The following is a 14,318-nucleotide window of genomic DNA, read 5'->3' on the forward strand; positions in this document are numbered from 1 at the left end:
GTTCACCACTTCAATCAAGATAAATCAGTTCGTTGGAATTAATCAGCGCACGGCAAAAGGCGGGCAGGCCATTCGCGGCGATCAACGTTCGAGCCGCCTGTTGTTCCTGTGCGACGGGAGGCCGGGTGTATAACAGATGAAACGCACGAGCAATCTGCTGATCGACATTATCGGTGCCCGCTTCGTGCTGCACGCGTTCTGCCAGAAACTGAGAAAGATCCAGCGTAAATTGATGGTTCATTAACGTGAGCGCCTGTAGCGGCGTGGTGGTCGCGTTCCGCTTGGATGCGGCGAATGCGTTATCGGGACAGTCGAAATCGGTCAGCAAATCGATGCGGGCTGCCCGCGCATTCTGATGGTACACGGCACGGCGATATGTCTCTGGCCCAAATGTTTCGCGGGGCACATAGGTGGCGACGTTGTCCTGCAAATATTCATACAGACGAAAACCGGGGCCGCCCATTTTGAGATCGAGCTTACCGGAAACTGAGAGCAGCGTATCTCGAATTTCTTCTCCCGACAGACGACGCGGCGGAAAACGCCAAAGGTAACGCGAACCCGAATCGATGCGGGCTGCGTCTTCGCGGAACGTACTGGCCTGCTGATACGTTTCCGACATCATAATTTGTTTCTGGATGTCTTTGAGCCGCCAGCCGTTCTCCTGAATCTGCACCGCCAGCCAGTCTAATAATTTGGGATGCGTGGGGCGCGTGCCCATATAACCGAAGTCGCTGGGCGTTGAAACAATGCCGGTACCAAAGTGGTAATGCCAGAGTCGATTCGCGAGCACACGCGGCGTGAGCGGGTTTTCTTTCGCAACCATCCAGCGGGCTAAGGCGAGTCGGCGTTCGCCCTGCGGTGCGGTTGCTTCCAGTTGATACCCTTTGGTGACGTTGCTGAGCGTGGACATGCTCGCGGGAACGACTTTGTCCCCATTTCGCTGGGGATTCCCGCCGACAAAAATGTGGAAGGGACCATTCACTTGCTTGTGATTGCCGACCCACCAGGAGGGCAGTGAGGGAATCGCGGCGAGTTCGCGACCCGTTTTGGCGATCTCTGCGTTGATTTGACTGAGTCGTTTGTTTTCGTCAGGCGTCGCTTCCAGAATAAAGAACCGTTTGCGGCGGTGTTTGGCGTTGACTGGTTTACGATCTTTAGAAGAGGCGACTTCCTTCCAGGTCTTGCCATCGGGGGAGACTTCGAGTTTGTACTCTGCCAGGAACGTGGCTTTGTAGTTACTCATCGCGGCTCCTGAACGATCGCTGGAGAAGACGATTTTATTGATCGTTTCCGGCTGCGCGAGTTCAATCGTCAGATCCGGGCTGCCGGCAATCCAGCAGGCGCCGATTTTGCCATCAATGGTTAAGCTCACATCATATGCGCCGGCAAAGTCACCGGCGGTGCGGCTGTTGGCGCCTTTGGCGGTGCTGCCGTTTGTCGCGAGTGCGATATTGCGGGGTGTCTCTCCGGTGGTCCAGACTTCGAATTCATCGACCCGGTAACCAGTCTTAGCCCAGGGGCTCGTATCGAGTCCCTGTGAAGTCAGCCGCACAAACTTGGCAGAGACTGGTTCGAATGTATCTTCGATGCCGGTGCGACTGGCGGGGTCACGCACCCACGACTTTTCGTACTCGGCTGCTTTCTTTTCCGCGCGTGCCTGTATGGCAGATTCAATGTTTGTTTTTTCTTTCTGCAGTTCGGTTTTCTGAGCAGCCAGTGGTTTGAGTTGTGCGTTGCGATTCTGCTGTGCTTCGGGTGAGGCAATCACACGGCTTCCGTGAAAGACGCCTGAAAAGGTGGCATACAGGCTGTAATAATCCTTCTGCAGCACCGGGTCAAATTTATGGTTGTGACAGCGACTGCAGCCGACGGTCAACCCGAGGAACGCTTCGCCCGTGGTGCGAATCATATCGTCAATTGTATTCGCGCGGATCTGTGCTTTTTGAACCGGATCTTGATTGCCGACGTTGTCGTAAGGGCCACACACTAAAAACGTGGTGCCGACTTCGACGTTCGGATCGCCTTTGCCAACCACATCGCCGGCCAGATGTTCGATGACCATCTGGTCGAAGGGTTTATCGTCGTTGAACGATTGAATCACATAATCGCGAAACGGCCAGGCATTGTCGATGATCACATTGCGTTCGAAGCCGTTACTCTCACCAAAGCGAACGACGTCCAGCCAGTGGCGGCCCCACTGCTCTCCGTAGCGGGGCGAAGCCAGCAGACGGTCGATCAGTTTTTCGTAGGCATCGGGTGAAGAATCGTTTTCAAAGGTGGCGACTTCTTCGGGGGTAGGAGGCAGGCCGATCAGATTATAGGTGGCCCGGCGGATCAATGTTCGCTTCGAGGCGCGGGGCGAAGGTTGTAGTTTCTTTTCCTGTAACTTCGCGGCGATAAATCGATCAATGGGCTGTTTCTGCCATGCTTCGGGCAGGCCTTTGGCTGTTGGTGGTTTGCTCTCGGCTAAAGGTTGAAGCGACCACCAGCTCAAGTCGGCCTTGGATTTCTCCTGCAGTTTTAACTCCGCCGGCCATGTTGCGCCCTGTTGAATCCAACGGGTAAAGAGGGCGACTTCGTCCTGAGAAAGCGGCTTCGCGCCTTTAGGCATTTCTGCTTTGCCGGTCTTTGGGTCAACGTGAATCACTTCCAGCAGATAACTCTCGTCGGGTTTGCCCGGCGTGAGAAAACTTTTCTCCTTCAATGCCTGTATCGAAGTGAGCGAGAGCTCTCCTTTTTCGTTGCCCGGATTATGACAGCGAATGCAGTGTTCCACGATCAGAGGGGCGATCTGTTTTTCAAAATCGACGTTGGTTTTCGATTCGGCAGTGGTTTCGGAAGCCGGCACGAGCAGACCGAGGCTGGCTAAAAGTAGGCAGGTCAGGCCGACTCGGGTAATCAAACTTCGCATTATGGGATTGTTCCTCAACTGATTCTGCTGCGCTTCGTAGAAGTCAACCGATTAAAAATATGCTGCTTACGACTTTTCCTGCTGAAACAGATCGCGTTCCAGTCCGACGGCGGCCTGCAGTAAGTGGTCGTTCATGGCCTGGGCGGCTTGCTCCGCATCACCGGTTGCCAATGCCTGGACAATGCGCAGGTGCTCTGCGTTTTCTTCCATGTGCTTGTAGTCTTTCACGTTCTGGCGTTTACTGTGCCGAACCTGTCTTAACGTACGGTACAAAGCACGATAGCGATTGATTTCATGCGAAAGCCGATCGCTGCCACACGTGCGATAAATAAGTTCGTGCAGGTAGTCATCCCATTCCTGTGTCGTTTCGGACCACTCCACGGTTCGTTTCGCGGTGGAAAGTTCGCTGAAAATCTTCTCAAGCCGGGCTAACTCGTGTGGGGTAATGTGACCACAGGCACAACGCGTCGCTTCACTTTCCAGAATCCGCCTCACCTGACAGATTTCGCGTAATTCTTTCGCGCCAAAATTCCGCAGGACGGCCCCGCGATTGGGAAAGATTTCGACAATGCCGATTCCTTCCAGTTCAACAAGCGCCTCGCGGACAGGGGTGGCACTCACATTCCACTCTTTCGCCAGCGCTTGTACCGTCATGCGTTGATTCAGCTGATATTCTCCCTGGAAGAACTTCACCAGAACCTGTTGTACGAGGGTCTGCCTGCGGGAACCGTGCATTAATTCTTTGGAAACAACTGCTGACATTTCTGATCACTCACCTAATATGGGAATAACAAAACCTCATATTGTATATAATATCAAGTAATTAAATACAATAAAGGCTTTTTTTCAGAATCTCTCATTTTTTACGGTGCAAGTCATATCCAAAGATGGCTTGCGCAGCCTCTGGGCGAATCACAATCGATGGCCGAATTGCTCTGAGATGCTGAATGGCCGCTTCGGCAGAATGAACGATGTTCTCAGCCAGTAGATAGGCACCGACTACAGAAGCACTACGAGAGTAGCCGATTTTACAGTGAACGTAGACAACGCCATTCTCTGCATGTTCTCGAATAAAATCAATTGTTTTATCGAGTTGTTGCATTGAAGGAGCCGTCAAATCGAGAACCTGTACATTATGGTAAGCCACGTTTCGAAACGCGGTTACCTCCGAGAAGGCCACACTCAAGTCGACAACGGCAGTGACACCCTGACTTATCGCGCGATCCGCTTCCCGATCTGTTAAACGACGTCCGATCCAGACAGACTCACTGACTTTATCCCAAGGCTGGCACTGCCTGCGATAATAGACCCAGGAGAGATATTGTCCCCACAACACCGGGCCAAGAATGATGCGGGTACTAAGTGGGAGTCGCCCGTCAGTCTTTCGGAACACGCCTGGTCCCCAATACAAATAGCCGGCACAGATCAAACCGGTCGCCACGGCTGGCCAACTCAGGAGCACTCCCCAAGGATAGGTAACATAGCCGATGAGACAGAGCAGTCCTGTTCCGATGGCATAATAAATGCCAATTCGCTGATTACTTCGAACCGGTAATTTCAATGGGGATTCACGAACGAAATAAAAGCAAAACGTGGCCAGAATAAATCCTCCCACGATATCAATTATATGATGCTGATAAAGTAATAAGGTGGAAAAGCCAATCAGGCTGAACCAGAAATGCGATGCAATATTGGTCACTCCACGTGTATGTCGCCCATACAGATCAGCCAGAATGGTTCGCAATGCAATGTGCAATGAGGGGCAGAGATTATAGGGAAGATCCATGCCGCTAAACCAATTGTAGATGGCCCCCGCCCAGCCGACAGCGATGGGACGTTCTAACTGGCCGAAGTGGCTGTGCCACGGAGATTGTTCGCCGCGATTTTTGATCGGATTGCACGGCTGGCAATTTCGCCGCCGCGGGTCACGTGACGTGAAACAGAAGTGGATCAAATAGTGAAAAACGGGGTCCCTCTTGGAAATGGTCTGTGCAGAACAGACGCTGGCCGCTGGAAAACGCTCCGATTGGTCCCGTTCCCAGATCGCTCGGGCTGGAAGACGGGAAACGTGTCGAAAAATCCACACGAATTAGACTCGGGGAGGTGTTGTTGTTATAATCGCGAAGGTTGCGAGTCTAGATCGGTTCCAGGTAGATCCATATTGGAAAGTCCGGATTAAGATATCCTTTGCACCCCATCCAATCTCGGCTTCCGCCAACAATCAAACTTCAGGGTTGAAAAAACAATTTCCTAATAGTCAGTAAACTAACCAAAAGCGTTCCGGTTTTACCCCGGCGCCCGCACCGGAATTAATCCGGCGTTCACAAATTAATGAAGAACCGTTCGACATGAAACGATTAGCGAGAGTAACAAAATCATGAAGAAATACTATTCGATTATTCTATTGGGGTGTTTGATCTTCGGTAGCCAATCTCATGCGAATGCTCAAGTGGCTTATCAGTCGCTGTTCAACGGTAGGGATTTGACAGGGTGGGTTGGAGATTTGGATAGCCACGAAGTCAGGGGTGGCTTGTTGGTCAGTCTTCCTGGCAAGGGGAATCTTTTCACCAAGAAAGAATACGGCGACTTTGTTCTCGATTTTGAGTTCAAGCTCTCGGAAGGCGCGAATCACGGAATAGCGATTCGATCGCCCCGCACAGGAATAACTACCAAGGACGGATTTGAGATCCAAATATTGGACGACAGCGCAAAGCGTTACGCGGGGATAAAATCGACCGCTTATCACGGATCCATCTTCAAGTGTGTGGCGGCCAAACGTGGACATCTTAAGCCCGTTGGACAATGGAACAAACAGCGGATCCGCGCCGTAGACAACGTGATAACCGTGACGCTCAATGGAGTGATCATTATCGATAAGGCAGATGTGTCGAGTTACGGACGTCAGACCAAGGGACATATCGGTCTTCTTGGTTGGGGTGATTCACAGGTCGCGTTTCGAGCGATCAAGATCCAACCAATCAAGACCCAACCAATACAGAGGTCCTCCACACCAGCGAGTTCAGATGATGATAGTGGGCTTCATGTGTATGCCCCCGTGCCTGGACTGAAGCCATCTGACAAGTATCAGATAAAAGTCCGGCTTTTGGGCTCCAGGACTTGGCAGGATCCTTTTGCGTTCATCACAAGGAGTAAGGTGGGAACACCCTTCCGTTCTGAACCAAAGAATGCCTACAGTTGGCATCTGGATCACTGGACTCATACCTACGTGAATTTCGAGATGAATAAGCCAGTCGAGATCGCGATTCGCAAGGCCGATGGAACTGCCATTCGAAAGGCGGCAGCACACTCCCAGCACAAATACAGATCCTGTAAGGTTCGCAACGGTGTTGCCTATTTGATCATGGATGAACCTGGTTTGATTGCAGTTGATATCGACGGGCAGATGGATGATCAGGATACGGGTTCTGGATATAAAGGGCCCCCGCTTCACGCCGTGACCATTTTTGGGAACCCATTTTTGAAAGACCGGCCCAGTGTGGATGACTCGAGCGTGCATACCGTCAAACCGGGAGAGAAGCCACCGACCCAAGGGAGCTGGAGCACGTTGTATTTTCTGCCCGGTGTGCACGAAATCGGTGTGGGGTTTCAGGTTCATGCCAACAAAAGCTACTACATTCCCGGCGATGCCATCATATACGGGACTTTTCACAACAACGATGAACAGGATGGTCACCATATTCGGATTCATGGTCACGGCACCATATCGGGGGCCCGACTGGCGCATCCCAAATTTGCGAAGCCGCGTCAGCCAAACCATAGCTTGCACTATTGCATCTGGATCGAAGGGGCTGATTACAATTTGCTTGATGGAGTGACCATAGCCGACCCAGCGGCTCAAGCAAAGGGATTCGCCTCGAAGTGGGTGGGCAAAGGGCCGTCTCACATTCAATGGTCGAAAGTGATTTCCTGGCGAGGAAATGGTGACGGACTGGGTGCTGGCTACAGGGGCATCATGGAAGATTGCTTCATGCGTTGCAACGACGATTGTACTTATGTAATGGGCCATGCCATACGCCGGGTGACGTTTTGGAACGATGTCAATGGTGCGGCTCTTGTTATGGAGTGGATGGAGCCACAACCTGGAGTAAAGCCCACAGTCGTGGAAGATTGTGATGTCATTTACTCCAGGGCGCTTTGGCCGAAAAACCCAGCCGGCTGTGTGTTTTCATTGAGAGCCATAGGGCGCAACGCAACCGGGGAGGGGGTGGTATTTCGCAACATCCGGGTGAGTGATCCTCGCACAACAAAACAAACGTTTAAGATCGTTATGGAGAGGGAAAGCTGGGGGAGAAAGCGGGGGCCGGGTGATCTTTCGGGCATACTCTTTCAAAATATTCATATCGCGGAAAAAAATGTTTCGGGCTTGCCCGATATATTGATCGGTATGGAAGACGGACTGATAAGAGACATCACTTTCGACAACGTCACGATCGGTGGTAAAAAAATCAGAAGCATCAATCACTTCAGGCACAACGAATATGTCAAGGACATTAAGTTTAAGTAGCGGGAATCTACTTTAGGGCGGTAGATCACCATCGAGTATGCTGGCTTAGGGCCGAAAGCGGTGGTCTGTATTTTCCTGAATCTGCGTTAATCTGCCAAATCGGCGGTTAAAATGCAGCGGTAGCTCTCTACTTTTTCTTCTTTTGGGTCTTGAGGCCGTTCTTACGGTCGGGTGTGAGATTGATCCGGTTCGATGGATAGTGATTGGGCAATCGCGTGTTTCAAACGTCCTGTCTGGACGTAGTCGTTTTTGCACCTCTCCAATCCCGGCTTCCGCCAGCAATCAAACTTCAGGGTTGAAAAAACAATTTCCTGGTAGTCAGTAAACTACGTATTTATAACCTGTTCGTTTACTGGTGATGCTGTCTTGCCAGATGAAATCAAATCGAGCGAAGTCAGCCACAAACCTTTTCGATCTGACCAAAAAAAATTTAGAGTATTGTGATACTCTGTTCGCGGAGCCTTACTCGACTATACCCATATGAAGAGTGCTGATTGTCATTCGGTAATTGAACATACAGAGCGGCTGTGGTCATCTCTAGAGTCTCTAGTAGATCGATGGCAACCATCGCAACGTGACTATGGTTCGTTTGGGGAGTTTGCCAGTGAGTTTCTGAAGGCGTGTAAAAACGAAGCCCGGACACCACTTCCAGAGATGCTTATTCCTTTAGTTCATCTCGCACTTGAAAAACAATATGCAGAGTTTGCAAGGACGGACTGCATGTCAGCAACGAAAAACACGGCAAGTCTCAAATGAGACTTGCCGATGGAATCACGACCTTTACTGCAAACGACGTAACTCATTGACGACCTTTTGTAGTTCTACGTCAATGGTACTAATCTGCTCTCTGATCTGGTCAGTATTATATCGTTTTTGCGCTTTGAGCAAATACTCACCTGAATCAACTGCCGCATACGCCCGTCTAATTCTAGAATATTCAGAATCCCTCTGGGAATCAATACGATTTTTTTCCTTCTCCAATACTTGCTTGGCCCTAACGAATTGAGCGTACCTATCATCAAGGGGTTTAACCTTGTTGATGTGATTTTGAAGTTGGTTTGAGCACTCGCGTATCAGCTGGTCGGCAATAGAGCTATCTGCGTTAAAAGGTCTCTCTGACGCGCTTGCCACGGGAGGCTACCTGCTCTACACGAATCAACCCTGGCACCCGCAACAGGAAATGATCGCACGCGTTTTGCCCAATCGGGACGGTGATCCCTGGGTCATGCGATGTCGCACTCAACAGGAGATGGATCAGCTCGTCTCTTCCGTCGGCTTCCGAAAGGTAGACATGCTGATTGATGACGAAGGGATTTTCAGTGTCTCGATGGCAGTCAAAGAATAAGGGGCTGAAAGCAGGTTGGTTTCATTACGCTAAAACATCTTTGATCACGGTCCCGTGCACGTCGGTCAAGCGGCGTTCGAGACCGTTGTGATAGAAGGTCAACCGCTCATGATTGAGGCCGAGTAGATGTAAGATGGTCGCGTGGAAATCGTGGACGGTGGCGACGTTTTCGACCGCTTTGTAGCCGAACTCATCGGTGGCACCGTAAGTAAATGGTGCTTTGACGCCGGCCCCCGCCATCCAGCAGGTGAAGCCTTCCGGGTTGTGATCGCGACCGCTGGCCCCTTTCTGGAAGGTGGGCATGCGACCAAATTCGGTACACCAGACAACCAGCGTGTCTTCTAGCAAGCCGCGTTGTTTCATGTCCTTGATTAACGCGGCCGTCGGCTGATCCAGTACCGGACCATGCACGCTATATTGTTCGGCAATTTGTTTATGTCCGTCCCAGTTACTGACGCCTTCGCCCCCCGTCTGATACGCACCATTAAAGAGCTGCACGAAGCGCACGCCCTTCTCGATAAGACGCCGCGCTAAGAGACAATTTTTCGCGTAGGATGCTTTGAGTTGATTTTTCGTATCGTCGATGCCGTACATGCTGAGTGTGGTCGCTGACTCCTGAGAGAGGTCGCTGATTTCGGGAACGCTAAGCTGCATGCGTGCGGCCAGTTCGTAACTCGAAATGCGTGCGGCCAGTTCGGTGTCGCCGGGAAAACGTTCGAGGTGCTGTTCATTCAACCGCTGCAGGTAATCGCGGGTGGCTCGATCGGTTTTGGAAGTAATCGCCGCGGGACGATCTAAATTGCGGATCGGTTGGGCTGCGTTGAAATCGGTTCCCTGAAAGGCGGCCGGCAGGAATCCGGGGCCCCAGTTATTCACGGATGCCTGAGGTGTGCCGCGTGGATCGGGAATCGCGACGTAAGCGGGGAGATCACGGTTTTCACTACCCAATGCATAACTGGTCCAGCCTCCCATGCTGGGAAAGCCGTCGAGGGTGAATCCAGTTGACATGTAATTTTCACCCGGACCATGCGTATTGGTTTTGCCTTTGATGGAATGTAAAAAACAGATGTCGTCTGCCAGTTCCCCTAAATGAGGAACGAGGTCAGAGATCATTTTCCCCGATTCGCCGCGGGGTTTGAATTTCCACGGGCTCTGCGTCAGATTTCCCTGCTGCCCCTGAAAAGTGACGATCTTGTCGCCGCCGGGCATCGGCTTGCCATTCATTTTGATCAAAGCTGGTTTGTAATCAAACGTATCGATATGGCTGCAAGCCCCCGAGCAGAAAATGACAAGCACATTCTTGGCGGCTGCCGGGAAGTGGGTGTCGCGAGGGGCAAATGGGTCGCCGGCGTCGATTTGTGGCCGGATGGGAGTTTTCCCACCAACCGTGCGGCTGGATTCCTTGTTCGCGGCTAACAGCTGGTTTTCTGCCAGCATGGCCGAGAGTGCGATGCTGCTAAGACCGGTGGCGGTCTGATTCAGAAAACTTCTGCGGTTCAGCAGATGTCGACTGGCGGGAAGTTTGGAGTTTGATGCGCTCATGGTCGTGACTCGTTTTTATGTTCTTTGATTCAGTTCGGGTTATTGAATAAACAGTAATTCATTGCTATTCAACAGGGCTCGGCAAAAGGCGGGAAGTTGATGCTGGGAAATAAACGCAATGGCGTCCGCTTGCTCGGTCTTCGTTGGCGGACGTGAGAAACAGAGCTCAAAAGCGAGCCTGACCTGTGCGGGGAGGTCACTCGGCTGGTCTGTTTCGAGTCGTTTCGCAAGCAAGTCTGCCTGCTGCAGCAGGAACGTGCTGTTAAACAGATTCAAAGCCTGGAGTGGTGTTGTCGATCGGCTGCGTTTGGCGACGGTCGTGGCGGCATCGGGGCAGTCGAACAGGCCAAACACGGAATCTTGTTCCATGCGGACTTTGGTCATGTAAATCATGCGTCGCCAGTCTTCGGGGCCGTAGGATTGTTTGGGGTGATAGTGTCGTACATTCTCGGCGTCGACTTCGAAGGCACTGAAGCCGGATCCCCCCTGCTTGAGATCGAGTACGCCCGTGATGGCGAGAATCGAATCGCGAATCGGTTCGGCTTCAAGCCGTCGCGGCGGGAAACGCCACCAGTACTGGGAAGCTGCATCGATCTGAATGGCTTTGGCATTGGGTTTGCCCGACTGCTGATAGGTGGCGGAGTTCAAAATCAGACGGTGAATGTGCTTGAGTGACCAGTTGTGCGTAATCAGTTCTTGCGCGAGCCAGTCGAGCAGTTCCGGATGCGTGGGAGTCACGCCGCCGGCACCGAAATCGCTGGGGGTTGTTACGAATCCCTGGCCGAAATGAAACTGCCAGATGCGGTTTACCATCACGCGCGCGGTGAGCGGATTCTTCGGCGAGGCGACCCATTCGGCCAGACGTTTGCGACGTTCACGTTCCGGGGTGTCCGCTTTGAGATTCAAATTTGTAAAGACATCGGGAGCATCGGGCATGACCTGTTCTCGTTTGGCCAACGGTTCTCCCCGGTAGAGACGATGCGTGGGGCCGGGCTGTGTAAACTGTCCCGTATAAACGGTGGGCGTCGACTGAATCGCAGCCAGTTTGTGTTCTGCTTTCGTTAGCTCTGCGAGCAGTTGCTTGCCGGCTTTGGCCTGCGCGGGGGGAAGATGATCAAAGCGGTAGGCGACGGATGCGGAATTTCGGATCGACTGCGGTAATGAAAGCGGCAGACGATCACTCGAACCGGCGATGGTTTCCCAGTCTGTTCCGTTGAGCGAAGCTTCAATGACATAATCCACGGCCAAGCGGTCAGCGAATTTTCCGTCGCGATCGCGGGCCCATTCGATGCGATCGATGGTAGTCGGCTGTGCCAGTTCGATCTGGACCCAGCCTTTACCATTTTCGTTTGAGATCCAACTATGTGCGTTACCGAATTTGCCATCGTTGATGTGTTTGAGTTGATGAATCGGATAACCAGGCAATGAACTGGAACACGAAGCGACGCCCCCCGCTTCTGCGAGCGCGACGTTTGTGCCTCGCGAAAAGAGTTCCAGTTCATCCAGGCAAGGCTGTCCGCCGTTGGTGGTGTGAATGGTAAACCGGACGAATTTTGCTTCGACGGGATCAACTCGTTCGAGATTGTGTGTCGCTTGAACGGATTTGCGTAACATGGGTTTGGCAGGCTGATGCGCCAGTCCCGATGGAGTGACCGCTTCGAATAGAACTGCGTCTGCCGTCAGAGCAGTCCCGGAATTGCCGCCAACCAGTAGCAGTGCTTCGTTTCCTGAAAGTGGAAAGACGCCGGCATGGTGAAAGCCGCTCCAGAGTGCTTTTCGGGCTGAGGGATCGGAGCCGTCTGCGAACTTTTTCTGATCGACAAGAGCGACTTGCTCCCAGTCGTCAGTGGTTTCCGGATTTCCATCGCGATCCAAAACGTAGCGTGCGTCTGAAGAATGTGTCTCAAAACCGCAGCCCCAGGAAAGCCAGAGATGATAGTCACCCCGAACTTGTGGCTTCCAGGCGATGACTGGTTTTTCGGGTTGGTTTTTCCACCAGCTGTAGCTGCCACCACTCAGGTTGGGTGAATGGTTGGCACTGCCCGGGTCACGCTGCTCACCGCGTGCGGTGCCTGCTGGGTTCGTGCCTCGTCCTGCCAGCGGTTGCAGCAGTTTCACTTGAGCTGGTTTGCCAGCGGTGCTGCTCTGAGTCGGTTCATCGTCGATGAATGTAAACTGACGGGATGCCGTTTTCGGAAGATACTGTTCGAGTTCAGACTTGATCTTCGCCAGTTCCTGCTGTCGGAGTTCGATCTCTTTCTGTCTCGATTCGGGAATGGGTAGTTTTTTATCGCCATGCTTCACGCCGGCAAAGATAGCCTGCATCGAGTAATAGTCGGTCTGAGTGATGGGATCAAATTTATGATTGTGACAGCGGGCACAGCCAATCGTCAAACCGAGAAACGCGGTCCCGGTCGTATTGATCATGTCGTCCAGTTCATTTTGTCTCTGCATTAAAGTCAGGTTGATGTCCGGGCTTTTCACTAAGTCGTAGGGACCTGCCACGAGGTATCCGGTGCCGATGGGATTCCCGAAACTGTCGCCGGCAATCTGTTCTTTGATAAACTGGTCGTACGGCTTATCTGAATTGAAAGACTGAATTACATAATCGCGGTAAGGCCAGGCGTTGGGCCGTTCCCGGTTTGTTTCAAAGCCATGCGTTTCCGCAAAACGAACCAGATCGAGCCAGTGCCGCGCCCAACGTTCCCCGTAATGCGGGCTGGCCAGCGTTTTCTGTACGAGTCTCTGATACGCGTCGGGAGACGCATCGTTCAGAAACTGTTGCACCTGTTTGGGTGTCGGAGGCAAGCCGAGTACATCGAGAAAGAGCCGACGGATGATGGTGCGACGATCTGCCGTCGGGTTATGTGCCAGCTGCTTCTCATGTAGTTTCTGTAACACAAACGCATCAATGCCGTTGATGATCCAGTCATCCTTGATGGCTGGAGGCGTCACTTCCGCGAGTGGCTGAAACGACCAGTGATCGGTCGTCTGGGCCTCTTGTTTGACGATGCCATTCGGGCCAGGCCACGATGCGCCCTGATCAATCCATGTTTCCAGCAGACGAATTTGCTCCTTGGAAAGCCGATCCTGTTCATCGGGGGGCATCAGGTGGCCTGCTTCTTCGCCGCGCACGAGTTTGATTAAGTGACTCTTGCCACTTTGTCCCGAAATAATCGCGGGTTCGCCTGAATCGCCTCCACGCAGTAAGTCCGACTTCCGATCAAGGCGGAATTTGCTTTCCTGCGTATTTTCATCATGACAATCAAAACAGTTCGCCTGAAGGAGGGGCAGAATCTGCTTTTCAAAATCAATCTTGTTTTTCGACGGCGTTTCTTCACCGACCGCATGAGCGGCGAAGAACGATAATATCAGTACAATGAAAGTGAGCGAGCGCGTCATCATGATTCACATTTCGTGCAGTGTTAAAATTGGCTGCCGGTTGAGTGCCGGGTTCGACACGGGCTGATTATAAAAGCTTACTTTTTCAGATCAAAGTCAAACTTGTTCTCTCCGTCCGCATTCACGGTAGCGTTGAGACCCGACTTCTTCAGATCGGCATACTTTTCCGGAATAGCTGATTTCTGCGTGGCATACATATCACCCTGTTTTTTGGTATCTGCGGCGACCTTGGAAATCATCACGGTATGCTCTCCGGGGATCGCTCCGTCCGCGGCTTCAAATGTTCTTAACACAAAATGGCCACTCGCATCTGTAAAACCGGAAGCAGGGCGTCCGCTTTTCGGGATAAATGAAACACTGGCGCCTGCCAACGGCTGGTTCTCAAATCTGACCGTGCCTTCTGCTTTTGCCGTCGATGGTCTGTCTACACCGGATCCACAGCCTGCGAGCAGAACCATCATTCCCAGTATAACAAAGTGAGGGATCATAGTCTTCGACATTTTCTCTCCCCATGAATTAAAACGTACCAGAGTTGCAGCCGACGAATGACTGCAACTCACTTGAAAAAACTTGTTACAGAAATCGGATCAATG

The 14,318-nt window shown here is 52.1% G+C and carries 8 protein-coding genes; 2 read left to right on the plus strand and 6 right to left on the minus strand.

Going from position 1 to position 14,318, the window contains the following annotated elements:
• Positions 1-10: 10 nt before the first annotated feature.
• From AAC022_RS16695 to AAC022_RS16705, 3 genes are all read right to left on the minus strand, one after another.
• Positions 11-2,911 (minus strand): DUF1553 domain-containing protein, encoded by a 2,901-nt coding sequence (locus AAC022_RS16695; protein ID WP_339732811.1) that lies wholly within the window; start codon positions 2,909-2,911, stop codon positions 11-13.
• A 66-nt stretch (positions 2,912-2,977) separates the two neighbouring features.
• Positions 2,978-3,673, minus strand: a complete 696-nt coding sequence (locus AAC022_RS16700) for a GntR family transcriptional regulator (protein ID WP_339732813.1) — start codon at positions 3,671-3,673, stop codon at positions 2,978-2,980.
• 94 nt (positions 3,674-3,767) lie between these two features.
• Positions 3,768-4,997 carry a dual specificity protein phosphatase family protein gene (locus AAC022_RS16705; protein WP_339732815.1) on the minus strand — a complete coding sequence of 410 codons (1,230 nt, stop codon included), beginning with the start codon at positions 4,995-4,997 and terminating at the stop codon, positions 3,768-3,770.
• Positions 4,998-5,288: 291 nt separating this feature from the next.
• On the opposite strand from AAC022_RS16705, the gene AAC022_RS16710 reads away from it, so the two are divergent.
• Together AAC022_RS16710 and AAC022_RS16715 are read left to right on the plus strand one after the other, a co-directional pair.
• Positions 5,289-7,436 (plus strand): DUF1080 domain-containing protein, encoded by a 2,148-nt coding sequence (locus AAC022_RS16710; RefSeq protein ID WP_339732817.1) that lies wholly within the window; start codon positions 5,289-5,291, stop codon positions 7,434-7,436.
• 1,087 nt (positions 7,437-8,523) lie between these two features.
• Entirely contained in the window at positions 8,524-8,781 is a 258-nt protein-coding gene (locus tag AAC022_RS16715) for a class I SAM-dependent methyltransferase family protein (protein WP_339732991.1), read from the plus strand.
• Positions 8,782-8,805: 24 nt separating this feature from the next.
• Here the strand turns inward: AAC022_RS16715 and AAC022_RS16720 are convergent, their stop codons facing one another.
• From AAC022_RS16720 to AAC022_RS16730, 3 genes are all read right to left on the minus strand, one after another.
• The gene (locus AAC022_RS16720; RefSeq protein ID WP_339732820.1) at positions 8,806-10,323 is read right to left on the minus strand and encodes a DUF1501 domain-containing protein; all 1,518 of its coding nucleotides are present in this window, start codon (positions 10,321-10,323) and stop codon (positions 8,806-8,808) included.
• A gap of 39 nt (positions 10,324-10,362) precedes the next feature.
• On the minus strand, positions 10,363-13,728 hold the full coding sequence (locus AAC022_RS16725; RefSeq protein WP_339732822.1) for a DUF1553 domain-containing protein: 3,366 nt from the start codon (positions 13,726-13,728) through the stop codon (positions 10,363-10,365).
• Between the two features lie 74 nt (positions 13,729-13,802).
• Positions 13,803-14,225, minus strand: a complete 423-nt coding sequence (locus AAC022_RS16730) for a carboxypeptidase-like regulatory domain-containing protein (RefSeq protein WP_339732824.1) — start codon at positions 14,223-14,225, stop codon at positions 13,803-13,805.
• Positions 14,226-14,318: the final 93 nt, after the last annotated feature.

Origin of the sequence: uncultured Gimesia sp., assembly GCF_963976445.1 — a bacterium.
Taxonomy (GTDB): Bacteria; Planctomycetota; Planctomycetia; order Planctomycetales; family Planctomycetaceae; genus Gimesia.